The organism is Rhodococcus sp. JVH1, from assembly GCF_000280725.2.
GTDB classification, from domain to species: domain Bacteria; phylum Actinomycetota; class Actinomycetes; order Mycobacteriales; family Mycobacteriaceae; genus Rhodococcus_F; species Rhodococcus_F jostii_A.
In genome coordinates this window covers 4,639,414-4,663,715 of record NZ_CP166289.1, presented here as the reverse complement: position 1 = coordinate 4,663,715, position 24,302 = coordinate 4,639,414, and the positions used below count along the sequence as shown (strand labels likewise).

Below are 24,302 nucleotides of genomic sequence, written 5' to 3'. Positions count from 1 at the left end.
GCAGTGCATCTGCGCCACGTTTGTGTTGCACGTCACTCTTCCGCACGGAGGGTGCGGGAACATCTGACGGAGGTCGTAGATCCGTACGACCTTCGGCCGACGTCAGCGGTGCGTCGCAGTGCGCGTGGCGTCGGAACTGCGCAGCCAGATCGACACGGCCTCGGCCCGGTTGGCTGCGCCGAGTTTGCGCAGGATTCGGGTGATGTGGGTCTTGACGGTTCCCTCGGAGATGACCAGCCTGCGGGCGATCTTGCCGTTGGAGTCGCCGTCTGCCATGAGTCGTACGATCTGCACCTCGCGGCGGGTGAGGACGGAGTCGTCGTCGCGACCGAGCGCGACGGACTTCGCAATTGCCGGGCCGGATGCATTGGTCCAGCGTCCGAGGCCGTCCAGCTGGGTGCGCACCGCCGAAATCCCCTCGAGCACACTGACTCTCGCCAGGTTCTGGCTCATCCCTTCGGCGAACGTCGACAACAGCGCTTGATCGACACTGGTCAGATTGCGCCTCTGGTGATAGCAGTCGCCGTGCACCAGACCGACGACGTCACCGTCGACCAGCAGCGGCGCAATGCCGTACGACGAGGATCTGGTGATCTCGGCGAGCGGGCGGTTGACGCGTGGGTTGTCCTGCACTTCGTGGACGAGCGTCGCGCGAGCACCGACCACGGTGTCGTTCTCGACGAGCATGCGGTCGAGAATCGGCGGGTTCTCCCTGCCCACCGCCACGATCTCCTCCGCCCAGCGAGGGTCGCGGACGACGTGCATCGAATGCAACCGCCACGACCCGTCCACCGTCGACAACAGCGCACGATCGAAGCCGAGGCTGCACACCGCCTCGGGAGCACGGGCCAGCAGCGCGTCGACGGTCTGCGCGTCGCCGACCCGTGACAACGCCGACTGAACCTTTGCCAGAATCTCCGCGTGGTCGGCCAGCCCCAGCTGCGCCACCGCAGCCTCCGCCTCGCGTATGCGACCGAGAATCGCCATCAAGGATGTCAGAACGTCGGACGACGGGTCGTCACGGCCGATCGCACGCGTCATCTCCGCAGTCACCAGGTCCCACAGCCGGCCCAGCGCCTGACTCTGGGACTGTGCGCCGACCGGCTGCGGAACACTCAGGTCGCGGTCGAGCAGCACACTCACGTCGTGGGTGATGTCGGCGACCGCATCGTGCAGCGCCACGGCATCCTGCCGGATCGACGAGTTGCGCATACTGCACTCCCATGAAGTCGCTGACCTACGCACCATGCTAGGCATCCTGGTGAGCCACGTCACGACCCGCAGCGGGCTAGCTGTTGCGGGTCATGACGTTGTAGACGCCCGGCGGAGCATAGGCTGAGCGAAGGGACGGGCCTTCCGACGGCAGGATGAGAAGTACCACCAACGCATCCGCCGACAGGAAGAACCCGTCCGTGCTCCACCGTAACGCGCCGCTGTCCGTCGAAGGCCGCCGCCGACTCGTCGAACGTTGCCAGACCCGTCCCATCGCCCACGTCGCCGCCGAGATGGGCATCTCCCGCGCCTGCGCCAGCAAATGGGTAACCCGCTTCCGCGAGTTCGGGGAACTGGGACTGCTGGATCGCCCGAGCGTGCCCCACCACCAACCGACCGCCACCCCCACCTCGGTGGTGGCACGGATCGAGAAGCTGCGCCGCGACAAGAAATGGTCGGCCCGCCGCATCGCCCACGAACTGAGCAGTGATGGCACCGCGATATCCGTGCGCACCGTCAGCCGACACCTGGCCCTCCTCGGATTGAACCGGCGCAAGTTCCTCGACCCCACCGGTGAGAGCAACCGTGAACCAAGGCGAATCGTCGCCCGCTGGCCGGGGCACATGGTGCACGTGGACGTGAAGAAGGTCGGGCGGATACCGGAAGGCGGTGGCTGGCGTGCCCACGGCAAGGGCTCTGACCAGGCGAAGGCCGTCGAACGCGCCAAGGCTGCCGGAGCCCGCGCCGGATACGTATACCTGCACTCCGCCGTCGACGGGTTCTCCCGCCTTGCCTACACCGAGGCTTTGACCGATGAGAAAGCCTCCACAGCAATCGGATTCATGCATCGAGCCCGGGTGTTCTTCGCTGCACACGGCATCGGCCACATCAATCGGATCGTCACCGACAACGGCTCATGCTACCGCGCGAAAGACTTCGCCAAGGTCCTGCACGGCGCGCGCCACCAGCGGATCAACCCATACACCCCACGGCACAATGGCAAGGTCGAGCGCTACAACCGGATCCTGTCCGAGGAGTTCCTCTACGCCCGAACCTGGACCAGCGAGCAGCAGCGCTCACAAGCTCTCGAAGTGTGGAACGTGCACTACAACTACCATCGACCTCACACTGCCGCCGGAAACCGGCCACCCGCGAGCAAGCTCCACGCCGGTGTCACCAACGTTATGGCCTCATACAGCTAGCGGCGCTGCGGCTCCAGCGCCGCGGCATCCAGGGCCTCGGACGATGCGGTCGCGTCACGTGTCACCCGACGGGATTGGTCGAACAGCCCGCCGACGACCACCAGTGCCGCGCACCCGATGATGAGCAGCGATACGCCCCACGTCGAGTGGCTGGGGGACATGGTCACCATCGTCAGCGCAAGGATCGGGGCCAGGCCCCCTGCTGCGGCGCCGCTGACCTCCCGGCCGGTGCCGATGCCCGAGGCCCGGACCTCGGTGGGGAATTGCCGTGCCATGTACGGGCTCGCCGCCACCATGATCATCGGCGCCAGGACACCCGTGGTCACGACCATGACACCCCAGATGAGCGGGGAGCGACCGGTGTCGAACAGCCAGAAGGCAGGGAAGGCCATCAGTGCGACCCCGATCGCCGCGCCGATCATGACCTTGCGGGTGTCCACACGGTCGGACAGGCGCCCGATCAGCGGACACGCAATGATCGCCGCGATGCTCGCGAACGTCACCCCGAGGGCGCCGACATTCTTCGCCACACCCTGAAACTCCGTCAGGTAGGACAGCGAGAACGTCTTGAAGGTGTAAGAGAGGGCGGAGTACCCGCCGTACACGGCCGCAACCACGACAAGGCCCCGCCAGTTGCCGCGCACCAGGTCACGCAGAACCTGGAAACCCTTACGTTGCCGCGCCTCGGTCGCCACCTTCTCGAATTCCTCCGACTCGGGCATCGCGCGGCGAATCCAGTAGCCCACGATCACGATCGCGAAACTCGCGATGAACGGCACCCGCCACCCCCACGTGTAGAGGGCTTCGTCGTCGAGGCTGGTGACCGCGGCAACTGCGAGCGACGCCGCAAGCAGTCCGATCTGGGCGCCCATCACCGGGTAGGCGCCGTACCGGCCCCGGGTCTTCTCGTCGGCATGCTCGTACGCCACCGTGATTGCGCTGCCCAGTTCGGCACTCGCTCCGAAGCCCTGCAGGATCCGCAGAATGATCAGCAGCGCCGGCGCCGCCACGCCGATCGCGGCATACGACGGCACGAGCCCGATGAGCCCGGACGCGATTCCCATGATCAGCAGGCTGATCGACAGCACCGCCTTGCGCCCGATGCGGTCACCCAGGATTCCGAAGAGAATACCCCCGAAGGGCCGGGCCAGGAATCCGACCGCGAACGTGGAAAACGCCGCGAGGGTGCTGGCCGACGAATTCGCCGACGGGAAGAACACCTTGCCGAAGACGAGCGCCGCCATCGACGCGTAGAGGTAGAAATCGAACCACTCCAGCGAGGTTCCGATGATGACTGCCGCGCCGACCTTCTTCTCGCTCTTGGGTGATTCCCGCCGAACGTATATCTCGCGTTTCTTCGCCACGCGTCAAGTCCTCTCTCAGGCCAACTTATCGCGTGAATCTATTATGCATAATCCTTAAAATCAAGTGGCCAGGGTCACTAGTGATAGGCCAATGAGATGCGTGCCACCCTTGGGTAGAGCGAACGTCGGCAGCAAAGACATTCGGCACAAACGGTTTTGGCCGAATCTGCTCACGAATGGCTAGGCCGACTCGGCGCTCTCGCGCTCGGCGGCCGCCAACACGGCCTCGACCACCAGATCGTAGATCGTCCGACGATCGATACTGGTCAGCTCCGTGATGTGGGCGCGAGCCGTCGGATACTCGCCGTCGGGAAGATGCGCGTAGATGCGCGTCCATGACGCGGCGTCCTTCGCTTGGATCTCGGTGTCCAGGGTGGCGAGTACGGCGACCTGCCCGGCGAGCCCGAGCGTGGCGTCGGCGAATGCCCGGTAGTACCGGACCGTGGCTTCGCGAGACAGGCCCGACCGCGCGAACGTCTCGAGGATCAGCTCGACCATTCGGCGCTCTGCCGGACCGCCCGTCGTACGGGCGAACGTCAGCGCCGCGATGGCAGGTGAGCGGACCGCGGTCGCCCAGATCCGATCGGCGATGCGGCGCAACGTGTCCTGCCAGTGCTCGCCTTCGGGCACCTCCCCGATCTCCTCGAGCTCGACCGCGGTCGCGTGGTCGTAGACGGCCAGTAGCAACTCGTCCTTGTCGCGGAACAGCCGGTACAGAGTCGTCGCATCGACCTTCAGTTCCTCGCCGAGGCGACGCATCGTCAGCCCCGCGGCGCCGTCACGCCGAGCGAGTTCGAACGCAGCCTTCACCGCGGCTTCCTGCTGCAGCCCCTTGCGTTCACGCCGCGTCGTTCGCCCCGGCGTTGTGGCGCGCGCAGTGTCCTTCGCCATCGTGCTCCCCTCGATTCCTCGACCGATCCACCGTAGCAATACAGCACCTGCACATCGCGCTACCCACAAAGTTGTCAACGGCGTTGACAACATCGTTTCGGCAGAGTTTAGTGGTCGTCGCCACAGCACTACTTCAAGGAGTTCGCATGACGGAATCGCGGGTCGCGACAGCGACTGACGAACCACAGTTGACGCCGCGACTGACACTTCCGTCAGTGGTGGCGTTCGGGTTGTCCTACATGGCACCGAGCCTGGTCATGATCATCTTCGGCGTCATCGCCGTCGTCAGTGCCGGCACCGCGCCCACGGCGTTCCTGGTCGCGACCGGGGCGATGCTGCTCACCGCGCTGAGCTACGCACGGCTGGCGCGCATCTACCCGGTCTCGGGTTCGGCCTACTTCTACGCCCGCCGCAACCTCGGCTCGGCGGCCGGGTTCCTGGTCGGTTGGGCGATCCTGTTGGACTACCTGTTCTTGCCGATGGTCGCGTGGCTGGCGCAGTCGATCCTGCTCAACGCACAGTTCCCGGCGGTCCCGATCTGGCTGTGGATGTTGATCAACGCCGGCTTGACGACAGCGATCAACGTCATCGGGATCGCGCTCGCCGATCGTCTCAACCGGCTACTACTAGCCGTCTCCACCTTCTTGGTGCTGCTCTTCTTCGCGTACTGCATCAAGTTCCTCGTCGGCAATCCGGTCGCCTCCTACGGCGAGCCGTTCTGGAACTCCAGCAGCACGGTCGCCGGCATCTCCGCGGCAGCGGCGATCGCGGCGTACTCGTTTCTCGGTTTCGACGCGGTGACCACACTCGCCGAGGAGACCAAGGACGCCGCGCGAAACATCCCCCGGGCCATCATCTGGATCGTCTCGATCGGCGGCGTCATCTTCTTCGTCGTGGCATATGTCATGCAGCTCGTCCACCCCGGCGACATCTTCGACGACGCGCAGGCCGCGTCGTACGCGATGTCGGTGCAGGTCGGTGGTCAGTTCTTCGCCGATTGGACCAACCTCGCGGGAATCATCGCAGGATCGGCATCCTGCCTGGCCGTCCAGCTCAGCTCGAGCCGTCTACTGTTCATCATGGGCCGCGACGGCGTGCTACCCCGCCGAATGTTCGGAAAGCTCAACGGCCGTACCCGGACTCCCGTGTTCTGCGTACTCGTCACGGGCGGCATGTGCTTCCTCGGTATGAACATGCCGCTCGAAACCGCGACGGGATTCATCAACTTCGGCGCGTTCACGGCCTTCACCGCAGTCAACCTCTGCGTCATCGTGTACTACCTGCGGAACTACGCCACACGGCAGTTGAGTGCCGTCCGCTTCGTGGTCATGCCGCTCGTCGCCGCCGTCGTGACGCTGTACATGATCACCCAGCTCAGCGAACATGCACTGATCTCCGGACTCTCCTGGTTGGCAATCGGAATCGTCTACCTCGTCTGGCTCACACACGGTTTCCGCCGGCCGACGCCCGAAATGAGCTTCACCCACGAACAGGCGGTCATCGTCGCCGCCGAAGAGAGCAGCGAGGCCGCGAAATGATCGACGACACCAAGACGATTGTCAGCCTTGCGGATTGGCAGAGCCCACCGATCAACCGGTACACCTTCGGCCGAATGCGGCAAGTCGTGCCGACGGCACAAGTGGCTGCCGGATTGGCGCCACTGCTTCTCACCGACGGCGACCCGCTCGATCTCGATCTCCCCGTCGGCACCGAAACGCTCCGTTCGGTACTGGACCGCACCTACACCGACGGATTCATGGTCCTCCACAACGGTAGCGTCCGCGCCGAGCTGTACCCCGGAGACCTTGAACCCGGCCGGACGCACATGCTGTTCTCGGTCAGCAAATCAATCGTCGGAACCGTCGCGGCAAACTTGATCGCGGCCGGTCTGCTGGACCCTGAAGCCGCACTCACCGAGTACATTCCGGAGCTTGCGAACTCCGGCTACGCGGGTGCCACTGTGCGCCACATCCTCGACATGCGTTCCGGCATCCGATTCTCCGAAGAATATCTGGAACCGGGCGCCGAGGTGCGCTACCTCGATCAGGCCGTGGGCTGGATTCCGCGCGTCGACGATTGGGTACCGCCGTCGCTCTACCAGTTCCTTCCGATGCTGAAAGCGGCACGCCCCCACGGCGGCCCTTTCGATTACCGATCGTGCGAAACGGATGTACTCGGCTGGGTGTGCGAACGCGCCGCCGCCGACCGTATGCCGGCGCTGCTGTCGCGGCTCGTGTGGTCGAAGTTCGCCGGCGACGACATGGACGCCGGGGTAGACCGTGCCGGAGCCGTTTTCGCGGACGGCGGCCTGGCCGCGACGCTCCGGGACGTTGCGCGATTCGGTGAGATGCTCCGCCGCGGCGGACGCATCGGCGCCGAACAGGTCGTGCCGCTGCACTGGATCGACGATTCCCTGCGTGGCGCGCCCGATTCGCATGAGGCATATTCCCAATCGCCGACCGGAACACCGTTCCCGGGCGGAATGTACCGAAATCAGTTCTGGATTCCCCACCCCGATCGGCGTGTGCTGTTATGTCTGGGCATCTACGGTCAGTCCATCTACATCGACATCGACCGGGGCGTCGTCGTCGTGAAACTGTCATCCTGCCCGACACCGGTGAACGACGAACTGGACAACGCCGCATTCGCCGCCGCGGAGGCCGTCGCCACAGCGTTGGCCTGAACGGTCACAGCATCAGAGTGGATGCGTTCCGCCGTCAGCCGCCCGGACTGCCCGTTCGGCAGTGATGCGGGTATGCGCCCGCCAAATTGCGTATCTCGTCCTGCCCACAGTTCGACGCCGGGAGGACTTGCCGCAACCGCTCGATGAACCGGCGCTTCGTCATTCCGAAGTGCACAAGGATGTCCTCTTCGGTAGCACCCCCGAATGCGACCCACATACCGGCGAACTCGATGAGGTGCTCCGCCTCGGTGTCAGGATGGACGCGTTCGCGGTTGGCTTGGCTCCGAGCGGCGCGACTTCGCTGGCGAAATTGGCGATCGGAGATGGGCGGCAAGAACGCCGCCGTCGTCCTCGGCGACGCCGGCCTCCGCAAACGCGCCGACGCGATGAACGTCGGTAACCCCGTTCAGGACGGTACCGAGATGGGGCCGGTGGTCGACGCCGCCGCCCGCGCCTCGATCCGTGCCGGGATCGAGCGTGCCATCGAACAGGGCGCACGCCCCGTCGCCGGCGGCCATGAATACTCCGAGGGCGCCGGCGCGGACCCCCACGTCCCGTTCGGTGGCGCGAAGAAGAGCGGATACGGTCCGAAGGAGCAGGGCCGCTCGGCGCGGGAGTTCTTTACCCACACCACCACGGTGTACCTGCGGGGCGGGCAGGCGACGATATGAGAATTGGCAGCCTTGGCGTCCGTGCCGTTGAGCATGCCAACGCATGGATGGCGGTGTAGCGGCGTCACATTCCGGACACGAGTTCGTGAGGGACGGAACTCTTTTTTACTTCGTCGAACATTCAACGGAGCATGCTTCGACGAGTCCGGATATGCACCGCCGAACCGAAAGTCCGGCACAACCGGATCCCTGGTGGTCCGTTCCAGCCGGTAGCTACCGACACCCCGATCAGTCTTCTTCAGTCGCAGTGTTCTGGACCACCTCGAACCACGTGGAATCCATCTGGCCGGCTTCAAGTCCCACGAGCTCTTCACGAGTCGAGCGGAAGGCTTCGTCATGATGCCAGGCCGACCAGTCTTCTCTCGTTTCCCAGACGCCGACGATGGCGCGCTCGAGTGGCTCATCGACCCCTTTCAGAAGCTGTGCCGATATCCAGCCTGGCTTGTCACGCGCCGCAGCAACCCGCTCATGCATTGCGCGGTCCCATTGCGCGGCACCCTCGTCGCGAAGCACAACTCTCGTGATGATTGTCATCATTCTGGCTCTCCTTTCCGGCCCTCCTCAGAATGAACCCGTGGGTCGACAAACTCCACGAATGCGGCAGCATTCGGTCGAGACCACTGAAGGAGGCAGCACCGCGGGATCCCGCAGCGTCGATCAGTACCGCCCGTTCGCCGGATTGTCGCCGTCGACCACCGCACCCGCGGCGAGTTGCCGCCGGAGGAGGTTGAGCGCCGCGTGCTGGAGGAGGAGCACGGCCTCGACGTTCGTCCCGAGAATGCGCGCGACCTCGACGGCCGGGAGGCGGTGCGCGAGCCGGAGGCGCAGCACCGTCCGGTGGCGGTCGGGGAGGGTGTCCATCAGGGTCGCGGCCCCGGCTGCCTCCTCGTCGTCGATGGTCACGACAGGCCTTTCTCTCGGGTCGCATCACTGTCGCCGACTTGATGTCCCAGGCGGAAGGGACCGGCGTCCCGATCGTCCGGGATCCTGCCGACACGGCTCCGACGGCCCGCCCGGCGCTTTACGCTGAACGGCATGGCCGCTCTTCGCGCGGAGTGGATCAGAATCTGGCGCAACCCGGCAGACACCCTGGCGACCGTTGCGTTCAACGCCGTCCTGATGATCGGGGCCTGGTTCCTGCTGCCCCGGAACTGGTTGTTCGAGTGGACCGGACCGTCGGGTTTCGCTCTGGCCCTCGCCGGCTGGATGTATGCCGACGTCACCGCCACCAACGTGCTGGCACCGGACCGTGAGCGGGTTCTTGCCGCACTCGACGACGGGGACGCGCTGGGTGCGTTGCTCGCTGCGAAGGCGGTGGCGCTGTGGATGCTGATCGCGCCGATCTGCGCGACCATCGCGGTCGCCGTGGGTTTCGTCGAGCAGGATTGGCTGTTCACCGCGGTGGTGGTGGTCGCGGTGGCGCTGTGTCCGTTCGGTGCACTCGCCGGGTCGAGTCTCGTCGGGGTGTTCTTCCCCTACCACCAGCGGTCGCTGCGGTGGCGGTGGGAGCAACGCGACCGGTGGCGCACCGTCGTCGTCCGGTGGCTGATCCTGCTGGTGGTGCCGTACGGGGTGTTCCCGGCGTTCTCCGTCGCGATCGCCGTCGTCCCGGTCGTGCTGTGGCGCCTCGTGCGCCCGGCCGATGTGCACACCCGTATCGGCACCGCGGACTTCGCACTGTGCGTCGTCCTCGCCGTCGTCATCTCCGCGCTGATGTGGGTGGTGGCGCGTCGAATCGCCGTGTCACGCATACAACGCCACGAACCGTTGGCGGCCTATCTGCGCGATCGGGACAGGGGCTGAGCCGGATCCGTGCCCGCGTCCTCCACGACGGCGGCGCCGCGCGCCAGCGCCACCGCGGCCATGACGACCGCGATCAGGGCGACGACGAGGACGGCGGTCACCTTCCGGTCGGCGTCGAGGTATTCGCCGAGCACCACGAAACCGAGCAGCGACGCCACGAGTGGTTCCATCACCGTGGTCGCGGGCAGCGAGGCCTGCAGCGCTCCGACCTGAAAGGCCGACTGCTGCAGCGCGACCGCGGCGGCTCCCACCACGACGAGCGCGTACAACTCGAGCGAGCTGAACAGCGGCCTCGGCCCCTCACCGGCGAGGTGCACCACGCCCTTCGTCAGTACCGCTGCCACCCCGAACAACGCGCCGCCCGCCAACCCCAGCAGCAGCGCGCGCCGCGACCGGCTACCCGACCGCGCACCCAGCAGGCACGCGAGGACGAAGGGCAGCCCGATCAGGCAGATCACGATCCAGTGCCGGGTCTCGGCGCGCTCGACGCCCGGCCGCGGGTCGCCGACCACGACCAGGACCGCGATCGCCGCGGTGAGGGCGGACGCCCACAGCCAGTCGGCGCGGGTGACCGTGCGCCCGGAGAACCGGGCACCCAGCGGCAACGCGAACAGCAGCGACAGCACGAGGAGCGGCTGCACCAGCAGCAACGACCCCAGACCCAGGGCGGCCGCCTGCAGCGCATATCCGCCGATCCCGACGACGGTGCCCACCCACCACACCGGTTGACGCACCAGCGTCGTGATCGGCCCGAGTACCCCGACGTTCTCGTCCGGGATCTGAGCCGCACTCCGGTGACGGACCACCGTCCCGACGGCGATGCACAGCGCGGCACCCACTGCGAACACCACGGCGAGCACGGAGTCGGTCACAGTCATTTACTGTAAGTGCAGAATGCCCAGTTCGATGGCACTCACGTCAGGAGAGGTGCTTCGGCTGGGGGGTCGCCTTGTGGAATCGGTCCGATCCGACCTGGTCCTGGCTCGCCTCCGGTGGGTATTCGGCGCTGTATTTGCCGGCGTGTTCCACGGAGACGATGACGGACTTCGACGTGGGACAGTTGCTGCCGACCGCCGTGGAATCGAGTGGGACGAGCGGGTTGGTCTCCGGGTAGTAGGCGGCGGCCGAACCCCGGGGCGTGTCGTATTCGACGATCCGGAAATCGTGGGCGCAGCGGACCCGGTCGTCGTCTGCCCAGTGGGTGAAGAGGTCGACCATGTCGCCGTCGTCGAATCCGAGGGCGGCGATGTCGTCGCGGTGCAGGAAGATCACGCGACGGCCGCCCTCGATTCCGCGGTAGCGGTCGCTGAGCCCGTAGATCGTGGTGTTGAACTGGTCGTGGCTGCGGATCGTCTGCAGGATCACGTGCCGCGGGGGCACCTGCAGCACCTCGATCGGGGACACCGCGAATTCGGCGCGCCCCGAGTGGGTGGGGAACGTCCGGGAATCGCGCGGCGGGTGCGGCAGGACGAACCCGCCCGGCCGGCGGACGTTCACCTCGTACCCCTCACAGCCGGGCACCACCCGCGAGATGTGCAGGCGGATGTTCGCGTAGTCGTCCCGCATCTTCTTCCACTCGAGACCGTAGCGGTCGCCGATCGTGGCCTCCGCGATGCGGGTGACGATCCCCACCTCCGAATCGAGGTGCGGACTAGCCGGTTTCAGCGGACCCCGGGATGCGTGGACCGAACACGTCGAGTCCTCGACCGAAATGAATTGCGGCCCGCCGGCCTGGACGTCCTGCTCGGTGCGGCCTTTCGTCGGCAGGATCAGGGCGGTGTCACCGCACACGAGATGCGAGCGGTTGATCTTCGTCGAGATGTGGACCGTCATCCGGGTCTTGCGCAGTGCGGCGGCGGTGACGTCGGTGTCCGGGGCGGCCTGGACGAAGTTGCCGCCCAGCCCGAGGAAGAAGTGCGCCTTGCCGTCACGCATTGCCCGGATGGAATCGACGGTGTCGTACCCGTTCTCGCGGGGCGGATCGAAGTCGAACTCCTTGGCGAGCGCGTCCAGGAAGTGTCGCGGCGGACGCTCCCAGATCCCCATCGTGCGGTCGCCCTGCACGTTCGAGTGCCCGCGCACCGGCAGTAGCCCGGCACCGGGTTTGCCGATGTTTCCCTGGGCGAGAGCGATATTGGTGACTTCCTTGATGATCGCCACCGAGTTGTGGTGCTGGGTGAGTCCCATCGCCCAGCAGAACACAGTGGCGTCGGAATCCCACAGGAGCCGGGCCGCGTCGGTGATCTGCTCCCGCGACAGCCCGGTCGTGCGGGTGACGACGTCCCAGTCGATGTCGGTGACGTGCTGTTTCCACAGCTCGAATCCGATCGTGTGCTGGTCGATGAACTCCTGATCGAGGGCATCCCATTCGACGAGCAGTGAGCCGAACGCCTGGAGCAGGGCCAGGTCGCCGTTCAGTGCGATGGGCAGGTGCATGTCGGACAGGTCGGTGCCTGGGCCCACCATGCCGCGGGGCGTCTGCGGATTCTTGAAGTTGACCAGGCCCGCCTCGCGGAGCGGGTTGATCGACAGGATCTTCGCGCCGTTCTGCTTGGCCTTCTCCAGCGCCGACAACATCCGCGGATGGTTGGTCCCCGGGTTCTGGCCCTGCAGCACAATGAGTTTCGCTTGATAGACGTCGTCCATCGTGACGCTGGCCTTGCCGATGCCGATCGACTCCTGCAGCGCGATACTGGTCGATTCGTGACACATGTTCGAACAGTCGGGCAGATTGTTCGTGCCGAACGCGCGGACGAACAGCTGGTACGCGAACGCCGCCTCGTTGGACGCCCGGCCAGACGTGTAGAAGATCGCCTCGTCCGGACCGTCCAGGGCGTTGAGCTGATTCCCGATCAGGGCGAATGCCTCGTCCCATTCGATGGGTTCGTAGTGCGTTCCGCCGGGCCGCTTCACCATCGGATGCGTGATCCGGCCCCGCTGCCCCAGCCAGTGCTCGCTGTGGCAGTCGAGTTCGGCGATACTGTGGCGGGCGAAGAATTCGGGTGTCGCACGGTCGCGGGTGGCTTCTTCCGCCACCGCCTTGGCTCCGTTCTCGCAGAACTCCGCGGCGTGGCGGTGGCCCGGCTCCGGATCGGGCCACGCGCAGCTCATGCAATCGAACCCCTCGGCCTGGTTCAGTTGCAGCAACGTCTCGGCCGTACGGACCACGCCCATGTGCTCGAGCGCGCGCTTCATCGACACCGCGACTGCGGTCGGGCCGGCCGCGTGGTCCTTCGGGGGCCCGACCTCGAGATCGGCCTCGTCGTAGTCCCGTTCCTCGTCCTTGTGTCGCATCGTTCAGCCTTTCGTCAGGACGACCTCCCCACCAGCCGACCGAGATAGTCGATGACGTCGTCGGCCGCGGTGGCCGCGGCGGTGAGCGCGACGTAACCGTCGGGGCGCACCACCACCAGCGTGCCACCGTGTGCCCCGTATGCGCTGCGCGCCAAACCGCGGTCGTCGACGACGTCCACGCCGGGACCGCGGGAATCGCCCACCACCATGTACTTCACGTCGTCGGGCGCGTCCTCGGCCAGGGTCTGCAGGATGTGCCGGGAGCCGCCGCCGAACCCGAGAACAGTGAAGTGCGTCCCCCGGAAGACGTCGAACAGTCGCAGCGGCGTGCCGTCCGGGCTCAGACACGGCGCGTCGGGTGCCCGGTCTCCCGCGCGCAGACCCGTCGTCGCGTCCCCGTCCCGAGACAGTGAACTCCACGGGTAGCCCAGACCGAGTTGCTGACCGTCTTCGGTCACCGCGCCCGCGAACCCCTCGGAGTCCTCGCGTCCGAGGTTCGAGGCCACCTTCTGCAGCCCCGCGCTGCTCACCCCGAGCGTCCAGCGCGCGAGCGGCAACCGTTCCTCCTGGTACGTATCGAGCAGCGACGGGTCCGCGGAGCCGGCCAGGACGAGAGCGAGCTTCCACCCGAGGTTGTAGGCGTCCTGGATTCCCGTGTTCATCCCGAGCCCACCGGCAGGCGGATGAACGTGGGCCGCGTCCCCGGCCAGGAACACCCGACCGTCACGGAAGCAGTCCACCATCCGCACGTTCACATGCCAGGTGGACAGCCACGTCGGTTCGGACAATCGCACGCCCGGGCCGCAGGCTATGTCGTCGAGAACGCGCTGGAAGTACTCGAGCGACGGTTCGGGCAGGTTGCCCTCCTCGTCGAAGTCCGCGAACGGCACGCCCTGGAACTGCCAGGAGTTGATTCCACGGAACGGGCACAACGCGACGAACCCCTGCTCGGGGTGCGTCCACTGATACCAGCGATCGGGGACCAGGCCGTCGACGGACACGTCGCCGAGGAGCATGCCCTCGATGCCGCCCGTCCCCTCGAACGACACCCCCAGCGCCTTGCGCACCGTGCTGCGCCCGCCGTCGCAGCCGACGAGGTAGCGCGCAATGACGGTCCCGCCGCCGGCGAGTCGGACGGTCACCTTGTCGGTGGTCTGCTCGAACCCGACCACCTCGACACCACGTTCCACGTCGATCCCGAACTCCGCCAGCCTTTCTCGCAGGATCTGCTCCGTCCGCCACTGCGGGATCATCAGACCGCCGTCGTAGGGCCGATCGGGCGTGGGACTCAGGTCCGCGTACGGGTCGCTGTCGCGCACTACCTGGCCGCGCACCGCGACCCGGCTGGGCAGGTGCCGGAACCCGGCCTCGCGGATTTCGTCGACGACACCGAGATCGTCCATCACTTCCTGGCTGCGCGCGGTCAATCCTTTTCCCCGCGAACCCGCGAACGGCTCGGGCGACCTGTCGAGGATCCGCACCTCGACGCCACGTCGCGCGAGTTCCAGCGCGAGCGTGAGCCCGGTCGGACCGGCACCGGCCACCACTGCCTCGGTAGGGCTCATGGCGTCATCGTATTCGCGACGGCACCGATCCGGCGGGAAAGTCGCTGCACAATCGTCGACGAAGGACCCCCGCGCGCAGTAATCCTCTCGCTCAGAAGTTTCCGCGGGCGGCCTGTTCGCGTTCGATGGCTTCGAAGAGGGCTTTGAAGTTGCCGATGCCGAAGCCGAGGGAGCCGTGGCGTTCGATGAGTTCGAAGAACACGGTGGGCCGGTCGACGAGGGGTTTGGTGAAGATCTGCAGCAGGTAGCCGTCTTCGTCGCGGTCGACGAGGATGCCGCGTTTCTGCAGTTCGGCGATGGGGGCGCGGACGTTGCCGATCCGGGCCCGCAGTTCGGGGTCCTCGTAGTAGGAGTCGGGGGTGGCCAGGAACTCGACGCCCTCGGCGGTGAGCTGGTCGACGGCGGTGAGGATGTCATTGGTGGCCAGGGCCAGGTGCTGGGCGCCGGGGCCCTGGTAGAAGTCGAGGTATTCGTCGATCTGCGACCGCTTCTTGGCGAGGGCGGGTTCGTTGAGGGGGAACTTGACCCGGTGGTTGCCGTTGGAGACGACCTTGCTCATCAGGGCGGAGTAGTCGGTGGCGATGTCCTCGCCGACGAACTCGGCCATGTTCGTAAAGCCCATGACCCGGTTGTAGAAGTCGACCCAGTGGTCCATCTTGCCGAGTTCGACGTTGCCGACGACGTGGTCGAGGGCCTGGAACAGGCGCTTGGGTGCCCCGTCCCGTTTGGTGTGGCCGGAGGTGCGGGCGGTGTAGCCGGGCAGGTAGGGGCCGGTGTAGTGGCTGCGGTCGACGAGGGTGTGGCGGGTGTCGCCGTAGGTGGCGATCGCGGCGAGGCGGACGGTGCCGTGGTCGTCGGACACGTCGTGGGGTTCGTCGAGGACGGTGGCGCCCTGGGCGCGGGCGTGGGCGATGCACTTGTCGACGTCGGGGACGGCGAGGGCGATGTCGACGACGCCGTCGCCGTGGGTGCGGTGGTGCTCGATCAGCGGGCTGGCCGGGTCGACGGCGCCCTTGATGACGAAGCGGACGGCCCCGGATTCGAGGACGAAGCTGTGGTGGTCGCGGTTGCCGGTGGTGGGTCCGGAGTAGGCGACGAGGGTCATCCCGAACGCGGACTGGAAGTAGTGGGCGGTCTGGGTGGCGTTGCCGACCACCCAGACGACGGCGTCCCAGCCGCTGACCGGGAACGGGTCGCGGGTGCCGTCGTACTCGACGAGCCCGACCAGCTGCTCGAGCTGGCCGAGGTCGAGACCTGCGAGGCGTTCCTTGTCGGTGAGAGTCTGCTCGATCGTCATCGCTGTCTTCCTGGTTCGAGGGACGGGGGCGTGGCCTGTTGCCTGGGTCACTACGAAAACCCACACCGTTCACATAGGCAACCGAGCCAGCAGAAGCTAGCCGAAGTGCCACCTTCGGCGGCTCCGGTACCAGTTTTCTTATACAGTCGGACTAGTTGAATCCGTTCGGAAAGGTCTGGCCATGAAGGACGCAGTGCAGTTGGACGAGCTCGACTTCGCCCTTCTCGACGCCATGCACGACGACCCGAAGGCCGGCGTGCTGGAGCTGTCGCGCCGGATCAAGGTCGCGCGGGCCACCGTTCAGGCGCGGGTGCGCAAACTCGAGGAGTCGGGCGTGATCGCCGGGTACGAGCCGCGACTCGACATCGCGGCCGCGGGGTTCGACGTGCAGGCGTTCGTCACGCTGGAGACGGCGCAGGGCGCACTCGACTCCGTGACGTCGGAGCTGGAGTCGATTCCCGGCGTGCTCGAGGCCTTCGCGACCACCGGTTCCGGCGACATCCTGTGCCGCATCGCGGCCGGCTCCCACCTGGGGCTGCAGCAGACGCTGATCGATCTGAACAAGTCGAGTGTCGTCGCCCGGTCCACCAGCGTGATGGTGCTGTCGGTGATCGTCCCGTACCGGTCGATGCCCCTCCTGCGGACCCTCGACCGGCCGCGCTCGGCGAAGGCCCCGGCCTATCGCACAGCCCCCACGGAACCGGATTAGCAACGCGATCATCTGTTCTGCTGCACAAACTGAATAGAAAATCCTGGAACTTCTTTCTCGGTGATGTTCATCGTGGCTATGTGCTGCCCGGCCGGTTGCGGCGCACGAGTGGCGGCCGACACAGTGATCGCCGTAACAGCGCGGGCACCGGCCGGGAACACGGCCGGGTCGCCCCGAGCCCCGGCAGTCGAGAAACCGAGAGAAGCCATGAAGAATCTGCTCACCCGATTCGAAGAGAAGGCCCCCGAGATCGTCTTCGAGTGGCACGACACGGAGACCTCCGCACGCGGATGGACGGTGATCAACTCGCTGCGTGGCGGCGCTGCCGGCGGCGGAACCCGGATGCGTCGCGGTCTCGATCGGCGCGAGGTGGAATCGCTCGCGAAGACCATGGAGGTCAAGTTCACCGTCTCCGGTCCGGCCATCGGCGGCGCTAAGTCGGGCATCGATTTCGATCCGACCGACCCGCGCAAGGACGAGGTGCTGCGGCGCTGGTTCAAGGCCGTGACCCCGCTCCTCAAGGCGTACTACGGCACCGGCGGCGACCTGAACGTCGACGAGATGGCCGAGGTCGTGCCGATCACCGAGAGCTACGGCCTGTGGCACCCGCAGGAAGGCGTTGTCAACGGACACTTCGCGGCCAGCGACCGTGAGCGGGTGCAGCGGGTGGGACAGCTGCGTCTGGGTGTCGCGAAGGTCGTCGAGGATGCGCGGTTCACTCCCGATCCGCAGGCGAAGTACACGGTGTCGGATCTGATCACCGGCTGGGGTGTCGCCGAATCGGTGCGGCACTACTACCGGGTCTACGGCGGCGAACTGGCCGGCAAGCGGGTGATCATGCAGGGCTGGGGCAACGTCGGCGCCGCCGCCGCGTACTACCTGGCGCAGTCGGGTGCCCGGATCGTCGGAATCCTCGACCGCAACGGTGGGCTGACGAACACCGACGGCTACGACTTCGAGCAGATCCGCGCACTGTTCCTGGCCAAGGAAGGCAACGAACTGCGCGCAGCGGGCATGGTGCCGTTCGAGGAGATCAACGAGACGATCTGGAGTTCCGGCGCCGAGATCTTCCTCCCCTGCGCCGCATCACGTCTCGTGACACGCGACCAGGTGGACCGGCTGATCGCGGGCGGCCTCGAGGTGGTGGCGAGCGGCGCCAACGTGCCGTTCGCGGACGACGAGATCTTCTACGGCCCCACCTACGAGTACGCCGACAAGAGCGTCGCCGTCGTCCCCGACTTCATCGCCAACTGCGGCATGGCCCGGGCGTTCGCGCTGCTGATGGAGGGCGACATCGAGGTGTCGGACGAGGCGATCTTCGGCGACGTCTCCGCCACCGTCGCGACGGCGCTCGAGCGGTGCTTCGCGCGTTCGTCGCAGCCGACCGGAATCGCCGGTACCGCATTCGAGATCGCACTCGATCAGCTCGTCTGACGGCACGGGAGCCCCCATGAACACAGTTCACGACCCACCGGCTTCCACCACCGGAACCGTTGTCACCAAGGGTCTTCAGCAGGCGATGAAACCACGCCAGCTGGTGATGATGAGTCTGGGCGGCGCGATCGGCGCCGGACTGTTCGTCGGCTCCGGTGCCGGCATCGCCGTCGCCGGGCCCGCCGTGCTCGTCTCCTTCCTCATCGCCGGATTCCTCGTCGTTCTCGTGATGCGGATGATGGGCGAAATGGTGGCCGCCGACCCCGACAGCGGCGCGTTCTCCGTCCACGCCGAGAACGCGATGGGCCCGATCGCCGGCCGGACGATCGGCTGGCTGTACTGGGTGCAGGTCGTCATCGTGGTGGCCGCGGAAGCGACCGCGGCGGCGGCGATCACCGCCGCCTCCATACCCGCAGTGCCGCAATGGGTGGCGGCCCTGGCGTACATGAGCGTGCTGACCGCCGTGAACCTGGCGGGCGTCTCCCGCTTCGGTGAGTTCGAATTCTGGTTCGCCGCACTGAAGATCGTCGCGATCGTCGCGTTCCTGGCGGTCGGTTCCGCGATGATCCTCGGCTGGATTCCCAGCTTCGACGCGCCGGGCCTGTCGAACCTCACCGGCCACGGCGGGTTCGCCCCCAACGGTGTCACCGGCATCGCGGCCGGCCTGCTGATCGTGGTCTTCGCGTTCGGCGGCACCGAGGTGATGGCCATCGCCGCCGCCGAGACGTCGGACCCGCGGCGCAACGTGAGCCGGGCGGTGCGGTCCATCGTGTGGCGGATCCTGGTGTTCTACGTCGGCTCCGTCCTGATCATGGTGACGGTGCTGCCGTGGACCGCCGACGAACTCGCGACGGGACCGTTCGTCGCGGTCCTGAACGCCGCGCACGTTCCCGGCGCCGGTGCCGTCATGACTGTCGTCGTGGTCATCGCACTGCTGTCGTCGCTGAACGCCATGCTGTTCAGTGGTTCCCGGATGATCTACTCGCTGTCCGAGCGTGGGGCGGCGGCGAAGGTGTTCGGCCGGGTGTCGGGCAACGGCGTTCCGCGCGTGGCGGTGCTGGCGTCGGTGACGTTCGGGTTCGTCACCGTCGTCCTCAACTATCTGGCCCCGGATCGTGTTCTCCCGCTGCTGCTCAACGCGGTCGGTTCGACGATCCTGGTGCTGTGGACGTTCGTCACCGTCTCGCAGATCGTGTTGCGGCGGCGCGCCGAGAGGTCGGGCCGGACGGATATGCCGCTGAAGATGTGGGGCTTCCCGTATCTGTCGTATGTCGCCCTCGCGCTGCTGGCCGCGGTCGCGGTGCTGGCGTTGTTCGACGACGCGGCACGCAACCAGCTGTTCGCAACGCTCACGTTCACGTGTGCGATCACACTGGCGTGCTGGGTGCTCGGACGCAGGCAACGCGGTGCGGCCGCCGACTCCACGCCGGAGAAGACGCCCGAGACCGTCGGCTGAGACGACACCGCGGTCTCACGGATGTCGAGGGGTCATCCGTGAGACCGCGACAGTCTCCCGCTCAGCGGGACACATTCCGCTCGCCGAACGTTCCCGCGGCCTACCGTCGACCGCACAGAACGAAGGGCCGGGAATGACCACACATCCAGACGTTTTCGCTCCAGCCACGCTGGGCCCCATCACGTTACGCAATCGCGTCATCAAGTCGGCCACGTTCGAGGGCCGCACTCCCGACGCGCTGGTCACCGACGAACTGATCGAGTTCCACCGCCGGCCCGCGGCGGGTGGGGTCGGGATGTCGACGGTGGCCTATTGCGCCGTGGCGCCGGAGGGTCGCACCGAGCGCGGGCAGTTGTGGATGCGGCCGGACGCCGTCCCCGGACTGCGCAGGCTCACCGACGCCATCCACGCGGAGGGCGCGGCCGCATCCGCCCAACTCGGGCACGCCGGACCCGTCGCGAACGAGAAGTCCACCGGACTGCCCGCGCTCGCACCGTCGCGGTCGTTCAACCCGCTCAGCATGCGGATGATCCGCAGGGCCACCACCGCCGACATCACCCGGATCACCGCCGCCCACGGAACCGCGGCACGGATCGCCGTCGAGTCCGGATTCGACGCCGTCGAGATCCACTTCGGCCACAACTACTTCGCCAGTTCGTTTCTCAGCCCGAAGCTGAACCGTCGCGCCGATATCTACGGCGGATCACTCGAGAACCGGGCCCGGGTGGTGCGGGACGTCGCCCGGACCGTGCGCGACGCCGTCGGCGGCCGGGTCGCGATCCTCGCCAAGCTGAACATGGACGACGGCGTCCCCGGTGGGTTCTGGCTCGACGAGGCCATCCAGGTGGCCGGACTGCTGGAGCAGGACGGCAGTGTCGACGCCCTCGAACTCACCATGGGCAGTTCACTTCTCAACCCGATGTACCTGTTCAAGGGCGACGCGCCGGTGCGGGAGTTCGCGGCCGCCATGCCGCAGCCGGTCCGGCTCGGCGTCCAGTTGGCCGGGAAGTCCATGATCCACGCCTACCCCTACCGCGACCTGTTCATGCTCGAGCACGCACGCCAGATCCGCGCGGCGGTGACGCTGCCGCTCGTCCTGCTCGGCGGAGTCACCGACCGTGCAGGCATGGACACCGCCATGGCCGAGGGCTTCGAATTCGTCGCCATGGCCCGGGCGCTGCTGCGCGAACCGGACCTGGTGAACCGCATCCGGTCCGAGCCCCACACCCAGTCGTTGTGCATCCACTGCAACAAATGCATGCCCACCATCTTCAGCGGAGCGCGCTGCGTGCTCGTCGAGTGATCACCAGCTCGTCTGCGCCAGAACCGCATCCAGCGCCGCGTAGCTCTCGTTCATGCCGCCTTCCATGCCGGACTGCAGCATGCCGTCGCGCTCCTCGGGGGTGTGGAACTGGCTGACGACGGACAGCTTGGTGCGCCCGTCCCCGAGTCGGTGTAGGTGTTGTTCTCGACGATGACGTGGCCGGGCATGCCGTCCCACTCGAACGTGTACACCAGGCGCTCTTCCGGGGTGATCTCCCGGAATCTGCCCTCGAAGCCGTGGGTTTCGCCGTCCGAATGTTCGACGAAGCGCCAGTGCCCGCCACGCTCGAATTCCCATCGTTCGACGTCGAGTTCGTTTCCGCGGCCCCACCACTGGGCGAGGAGTTCCGGTCTCGTGAACGCAGCCCACACGCGGTCGCGGGGAGCGTTGAAGGTGCGTTCGACGTGGATCTCCCGGTCCGTCGGAGTCGAGACGGTCGCGGTCGTGGGAGTCTGCGAGGTGCTCATGACGTGCCTTCCGTTCGATTGAGGAATTCGTCCAGACGGTCCAGGCGCCCGTCGAGCGACAGCTGGTAGTCGCGGATCCAGGCCACCTCCCGCTCGAGGGAATTGGTCCCCAGCATGCAGTACCGCACCCGGCCACGCTTCTCGGTCACGACCATCCCCGCCTCCTCGAGCAGTCGCACGTGTTTCTTGACGCCGGTGAGGGTCATCTCGAAGAGTTCGGCCAGGTCACTGATCGAGCAGGCGCCCTCGCCGAGCCGACGGAGGATCCCACGTCGCGTGGGGTCTGCCAGTGCGGCGAACGTGGCGTCGAGAGCCGAATACTGAACCATCGAGTTCAGTGTTGCACGCGTGGGGGGTTCCGTCAACGATGCCGTACGGACCACCACCTGCCGCAGCGGTGACGTCTCGTGGGCGCACGTCCACGCGAGAATCGGATCACGCAGATCGTTCGCGTCGACCTGGCACTGGTTCTGGACCCGCCGGGAACGTGTGACGGCCGCCCCGCTGTTCCGTACCCTTCACGCACCGTCAGGAATACCCTGGCAAGTACACGCCCCCATGCACCTCCCGGAATCCGCACCGCCCGGAATCGGACCGCCATGAACGATCGCCCGCCGAGTGATTCGACGGTCGCGTCTGGGCCGCCCACCGAACTGGGTCAGGACACCCAGCTGCCGCCGTCGACGACGTCGGGCGCCGAATCGGTGTTCGTCGTGGAGAGCGGTGTCGAGCGCCTCGTCGCGGATTGGGAGTCGTCCGGTTCGCCGGCCGAGCTCACCGAGTATCTCCCCGACACGACCGCGATCAGGCGGGCCGCGTTGATCGAGCTGATCAAGGTGGACCTCGAATACCGGTGGCTGCGGTCGGGCCACCCGAAGCGCATCGCCGACTACTGCCTCGAATTCCCGGAGCTGCTCGCCGAACCTCTGCCACCGGAACTCGTCTACCTGGAGTACCGGGTCCGCCGTCAAAGCGGCGCCGACGTCGATCCCGCCGAGTACGTCACCGAATACCCGCAGCAGGCGGCCCGGTTCGAGACCCTCCTCGAACACGACCGCCGCATGGACCGGCGCACCATCACTGCGGAACTCGGCCCGGGCGACGACCTCGACGTCGGTGAACGCCTCGACGACTTCGACCTGATGATGGAACTGGGTCACGGCGCGTTCGCGCGGGTGTTCCTCGCCCGGCAGCGTTCGATGCAGCGTTGGGTGGCGCTGAAGATCTCCCGGAACATCGGCAACGAACCGCAGACACTCGCGCAGCTCGACCACCCGTACATCGTCCGCGTCTACGACCAGCGGGTGCTGGAGGACCGCCGGCTGCGGGTGCTGTTCATGGAGTACGTGCCCGGCGGCACGCTCCTCGACGTGGTGCGGCTGGTCCGCAAGACCCCGCCGGAGCAGCGGTCCGGACAGCTGCTGCTCGATTCGGTGGACCGCGTCCTCGCGGAGAGAGGCGAGATCCGGCCCGAGTACTCGAGTGTGCGGGACGAGATCGCCGCACTGTCGTGGCCGGAGACGGTCGCGTGGATCGGGCTGCGCTTGGCCGACGCGCTCGACTACGCCGAGGAGCACGGCGTCCTGCACCGAGACATCAAACCGGCGAACGTGTTGCTGGGGCTAGAAGGCATCCCCAAGCTGGCCGACTTCAACGTCAGTTCGAGCGACAGCGTCGAGAATCGCGGCGCCGGAGGATTCATCGGCGGCTCCGTCGCCTACATGTCACCCGAACAACTCGAGGTGATCGACCCGAGCATCCACCGGACCGCCGCCGACCTCGACACCCGCAGCGACATCTTCGCGTTGGGCGTGATGCTGTGGGAACTGCTGACCGGGGCGCGGCCGTTCCCGGACGACGACGGGACCACGTCACCGCCGTCGCCTCGCGTCCTTCTCGAGTCGCGACGCCGAGGAGTGGACCCGGAACGATCCGCGCTCCCCGAAGACTGTCCCGCCGCGCTGCGGCGCATCCTGGTGAAGTCGCTCGCACCCGACCGGGACAATCGGTGGTCGAGTGGCCGGAAGCTGACGCGGCAGTTCGCGCTGTGCCTCGACCCGCACGCCCGCGATCTCGTCGACCCCGCGCCGGGAAGCGTGCGGTCCACGATGTGGCGGTGGGCGCTTCCCATTGTGATCGCCGCCGTCGGCATCCCGAACCTGCTGGCAGCCGGATACAACTACTACTACAACAAGGTGCTGATCATCGCCACGCTGCCCGTCGAGGCGCAGCAGGATCTCGAATTCGTGCACCTGGTGATCGGCGGGATCGCGTTCCCGCTGGGCGCAGTGCTCATCGTCTACTGGTGTCGACTCGCGCTCACGGTGCCGCGCGGTCTCCGCAACGGCAGAACCTACAGTTCCGAGGTGCTGGAGAAGGCGCGCGCCACGACGCTCGGGCTCGGCCATCGCGCGGTCGTGGTCAGCTTCGGGCTGTGGGTCGTCGCCGGCGTCGCCTACCCGGTCGCCCTGGAGATCACCGCCGGCGGGATTCCGTTGCGCGCATACACGCAACTCCTCGCGTCCCTGGCCGTGTGCGGGGCGGTCGCGCTCGCCTACCCGTTCTTCATCCTCACGTTCTACGCGGTGCGGTGCCTCTGCCCGATCCTGCTGTCGCACGGCGAGTTGCGCGGAAACGACGGACGCAACATCCGGGCCCTCGGCCGGAGCATGCCGCGGTACCTCGCCGTCGCCGCGGCCGTCCCGTTGATCGGGGTCGCCGGGCTCAGCTTCGTCGGCGGAAGCACCGGCGACGCCGTGAACGCGACGGTGCGCGCGCTGTGTCTGGGCGGAATCTTCGCCTTCATCGCCGTGTACCAGTTGTTCCGGCGGATCGAGAGCGATCTGCGTGCGCTCGAGAGGGTCGTGTGGCTGGAGGTGCCGGGGTCGCCGACCAGGCGGCGGTAGGAGCGGCCGGCGCAGATAAAGAAG

General features: G+C 66.8%; 19 protein-coding genes and 2 pseudogenes. 10 read left to right on the top strand and 11 right to left on the bottom strand.

The window, feature by feature from the left end; translation table 11 throughout:
- Positions 1–102: 102 nt before the first annotated feature.
- Entirely contained in the window at positions 103–1,212 is a 1,110-nt protein-coding gene (locus tag JVH1_RS21565) for a LuxR C-terminal-related transcriptional regulator (RefSeq protein ID WP_009475385.1), read from the bottom strand.
- Between the two features lie 200 nt (positions 1,213–1,412).
- On the opposite strand from JVH1_RS21565, the gene JVH1_RS21560 reads away from it, so the two are divergent.
- Complete coding sequence (locus JVH1_RS21560) at positions 1,413–2,414, top strand: IS481 family transposase (RefSeq protein WP_371113093.1); 1,002 nt, start codon at positions 1,413–1,415, stop codon at positions 2,412–2,414.
- Here JVH1_RS21560 and JVH1_RS21555 read toward each other — a convergent pair.
- Both JVH1_RS21555 and JVH1_RS21550 read right to left on the bottom strand, forming a co-directional pair.
- Entirely contained in the window at positions 2,411–3,778 is a 1,368-nt protein-coding gene (locus JVH1_RS21555) for an MFS transporter (RefSeq protein ID WP_009475801.1), read from the bottom strand. The genes JVH1_RS21560 and JVH1_RS21555 overlap by 4 nt on opposite strands.
- Positions 3,779–3,958: 180 nt before the next feature.
- Positions 3,959–4,669 (bottom strand): TetR/AcrR family transcriptional regulator, encoded by a 711-nt coding sequence (locus JVH1_RS21550; RefSeq protein ID WP_192817831.1) that lies wholly within the window; start codon positions 4,667–4,669, stop codon positions 3,959–3,961.
- A gap of 146 nt (positions 4,670–4,815) precedes the next feature.
- Here JVH1_RS21550 and JVH1_RS21545 point away from each other — a divergent pair, with 146 nt between their 5' ends.
- From JVH1_RS21545 to JVH1_RS21535, 3 genes and pseudogenes are all read left to right on the top strand, one after another.
- Positions 4,816–6,207 carry an APC family permease gene (locus JVH1_RS21545; RefSeq protein ID WP_009475803.1) on the top strand — a complete coding sequence of 464 codons (1,392 nt, stop codon included), beginning with the start codon at positions 4,816–4,818 and terminating at the stop codon, positions 6,205–6,207.
- Positions 6,204–7,352, top strand: a complete 1,149-nt coding sequence (locus tag JVH1_RS21540) for a serine hydrolase (RefSeq protein WP_009475804.1) — start codon at positions 6,204–6,206, stop codon at positions 7,350–7,352. Before JVH1_RS21545 ends, JVH1_RS21540 begins: the two co-directional genes overlap by 4 nt.
- A 314-nt stretch (positions 7,353–7,666) precedes the next feature.
- A pseudogene (locus JVH1_RS21535) lies at positions 7,667–8,023 on the top strand (aldehyde dehydrogenase family protein); the annotation flags it as partial.
- 228 nt (positions 8,024–8,251) lie between these two features.
- On the opposite strand, the gene JVH1_RS21530 reads toward JVH1_RS21535, so the two are convergent.
- On the bottom strand, positions 8,252–8,560 hold the full coding sequence (locus JVH1_RS21530) for an antibiotic biosynthesis monooxygenase (protein WP_009475807.1): 309 nt from the start codon (positions 8,558–8,560) through the stop codon (positions 8,252–8,254).
- 120 nt (positions 8,561–8,680) lie between these two features.
- Positions 8,681–8,926, bottom strand: a complete 246-nt coding sequence (locus JVH1_RS21525) for a sigma factor-like helix-turn-helix DNA-binding protein (protein ID WP_009475808.1) — start codon at positions 8,924–8,926, stop codon at positions 8,681–8,683.
- Positions 8,927–9,058: 132 nt separating this feature from the next.
- Between JVH1_RS21525 and JVH1_RS21520 the strand changes: the two genes are divergently transcribed.
- A complete protein-coding gene (locus JVH1_RS21520; RefSeq protein WP_009475809.1) occupies positions 9,059–9,826 on the top strand; it encodes a hypothetical protein in 768 nt (255 codons plus the stop codon).
- On the opposite strand, the gene JVH1_RS21515 is transcribed toward JVH1_RS21520, so the two are convergent.
- The 4 genes from JVH1_RS21515 to hppD all read right to left on the bottom strand — a co-directional run bounded on the left by JVH1_RS21515 (position 9,799) and on the right by hppD (position 15,982).
- On the bottom strand, positions 9,799–10,704 hold the full coding sequence (locus JVH1_RS21515) for a DMT family transporter (protein ID WP_011595706.1): 906 nt from the start codon (positions 10,702–10,704) through the stop codon (positions 9,799–9,801). The two genes, JVH1_RS21520 and JVH1_RS21515, sit on opposite strands and share 28 nt — an antisense overlap.
- Before the next feature lie 40 nt (positions 10,705–10,744).
- The gene (locus tag JVH1_RS21510; protein ID WP_009475811.1) at positions 10,745–13,120 is read right to left on the bottom strand and encodes an FdhF/YdeP family oxidoreductase; all 2,376 of its coding nucleotides are present in this window, start codon (positions 13,118–13,120) and stop codon (positions 10,745–10,747) included.
- 14 nt (positions 13,121–13,134) lie between these two features.
- A complete protein-coding gene (locus JVH1_RS21505) occupies positions 13,135–14,685 on the bottom strand; it encodes an FAD-dependent oxidoreductase (protein WP_043779535.1) in 1,551 nt (516 codons plus the stop codon).
- A 91-nt stretch (positions 14,686–14,776) separates the two neighbouring features.
- A complete protein-coding gene (gene hppD / locus JVH1_RS21500) occupies positions 14,777–15,982 on the bottom strand; it encodes a 4-hydroxyphenylpyruvate dioxygenase (RefSeq protein WP_009475813.1) in 1,206 nt (401 codons plus the stop codon).
- A 181-nt stretch (positions 15,983–16,163) separates the two neighbouring features.
- On the opposite strand from hppD, the gene JVH1_RS21495 reads away from it, so the two are divergent.
- The 4 genes from JVH1_RS21495 (at position 16,164) to JVH1_RS21480 (ending at position 20,884) form a co-directional block, all read left to right on the top strand.
- The gene (locus JVH1_RS21495) at positions 16,164–16,691 is read left to right on the top strand and encodes an Lrp/AsnC family transcriptional regulator (protein ID WP_009475814.1); all 528 of its coding nucleotides are present in this window, start codon (positions 16,164–16,166) and stop codon (positions 16,689–16,691) included.
- A 207-nt stretch (positions 16,692–16,898) separates the two neighbouring features.
- A complete protein-coding gene (locus JVH1_RS21490) occupies positions 16,899–18,125 on the top strand; it encodes a Glu/Leu/Phe/Val dehydrogenase dimerization domain-containing protein (protein WP_009475816.1) in 1,227 nt (408 codons plus the stop codon).
- 16 nt (positions 18,126–18,141) lie between these two features.
- Positions 18,142–19,581: an amino acid permease gene (locus tag JVH1_RS21485; RefSeq protein WP_009475817.1), complete on the top strand. Its 1,440-nt coding sequence runs from the start codon at positions 18,142–18,144 to the stop codon at positions 19,579–19,581.
- A gap of 133 nt (positions 19,582–19,714) precedes the next feature.
- Positions 19,715–20,884, top strand: coding sequence for an NADH:flavin oxidoreductase (locus JVH1_RS21480; protein WP_009475818.1), 1,170 nt, complete (start codon positions 19,715–19,717; stop codon positions 20,882–20,884).
- On the opposite strand, the pseudogene JVH1_RS21475 reads toward JVH1_RS21480, so the two are convergent.
- Both JVH1_RS21475 and JVH1_RS21470 read right to left on the bottom strand, forming a co-directional pair.
- Positions 20,885–21,372 (bottom strand): annotated as a pseudogene (locus JVH1_RS21475) (SRPBCC family protein).
- Positions 21,369–21,701, bottom strand: coding sequence for a helix-turn-helix transcriptional regulator (locus JVH1_RS21470; RefSeq protein ID WP_009475820.1), 333 nt, complete (start codon positions 21,699–21,701; stop codon positions 21,369–21,371). The pseudogene JVH1_RS21475 and the gene JVH1_RS21470 overlap by 4 nt, the downstream one beginning before the upstream one ends.
- Positions 21,702–21,971: 270 nt before the next feature.
- On the opposite strand from JVH1_RS21470, the gene JVH1_RS21465 reads away from it, so the two are divergent.
- Positions 21,972–24,278 carry a serine/threonine-protein kinase gene (locus JVH1_RS21465; protein WP_009475821.1) on the top strand — a complete coding sequence of 769 codons (2,307 nt, stop codon included), beginning with the start codon at positions 21,972–21,974 and terminating at the stop codon, positions 24,276–24,278.
- The last annotated feature ends 24 nt before the right edge of the window (positions 24,279–24,302 follow it).

Coding starts and splice junctions, on each gene's coding strand:
- JVH1_RS21565 (WP_009475385.1), bottom strand. CDS start 1,212: ATGCGCAACTCGTCGATCCGGCAGGATGCCGTGGCGCTGCACGATGCG.
- JVH1_RS21550 (WP_192817831.1), bottom strand. CDS start 4,669: ATGGCGAAGGACACTGCGCGCGCCACAACGCCGGGGCGAACGACGCGG.
- JVH1_RS21545 (WP_009475803.1), top strand. CDS start 4,816: ATGACGGAATCGCGGGTCGCGACAGCGACTGACGAACCACAGTTGACG.
- JVH1_RS21540 (WP_009475804.1), top strand. CDS start 6,204: ATGATCGACGACACCAAGACGATTGTCAGCCTTGCGGATTGGCAGAGC.
- JVH1_RS21530 (WP_009475807.1), bottom strand. CDS start 8,560: ATGATGACAATCATCACGAGAGTTGTGCTTCGCGACGAGGGTGCCGCG.
- JVH1_RS21520 (WP_009475809.1), top strand. CDS start 9,059: ATGGCCGCTCTTCGCGCGGAGTGGATCAGAATCTGGCGCAACCCGGCA.
- JVH1_RS21515 (WP_011595706.1), bottom strand. CDS start 10,704: ATGACTGTGACCGACTCCGTGCTCGCCGTGGTGTTCGCAGTGGGTGCC.
- JVH1_RS21510 (WP_009475811.1), bottom strand. CDS start 13,120: ATGCGACACAAGGACGAGGAACGGGACTACGACGAGGCCGATCTCGAG.
- JVH1_RS21505 (WP_043779535.1), bottom strand. CDS start 14,685: ATGAGCCCTACCGAGGCAGTGGTGGCCGGTGCCGGTCCGACCGGGCTC.
- hppD (WP_009475813.1), bottom strand. CDS start 15,982: ATGACGATCGAGCAGACTCTCACCGACAAGGAACGCCTCGCAGGTCTC.
- JVH1_RS21495 (WP_009475814.1), top strand. CDS start 16,164: ATGAAGGACGCAGTGCAGTTGGACGAGCTCGACTTCGCCCTTCTCGAC.
- JVH1_RS21490 (WP_009475816.1), top strand. CDS start 16,899: ATGAAGAATCTGCTCACCCGATTCGAAGAGAAGGCCCCCGAGATCGTC.
- JVH1_RS21485 (WP_009475817.1), top strand. CDS start 18,142: ATGAACACAGTTCACGACCCACCGGCTTCCACCACCGGAACCGTTGTC.
- JVH1_RS21480 (WP_009475818.1), top strand. CDS start 19,715: ATGACCACACATCCAGACGTTTTCGCTCCAGCCACGCTGGGCCCCATC.
- JVH1_RS21470 (WP_009475820.1), bottom strand. CDS start 21,701: ATGGTTCAGTATTCGGCTCTCGACGCCACGTTCGCCGCACTGGCAGAC.
- JVH1_RS21465 (WP_009475821.1), top strand. CDS start 21,972: ATGAACGATCGCCCGCCGAGTGATTCGACGGTCGCGTCTGGGCCGCCC.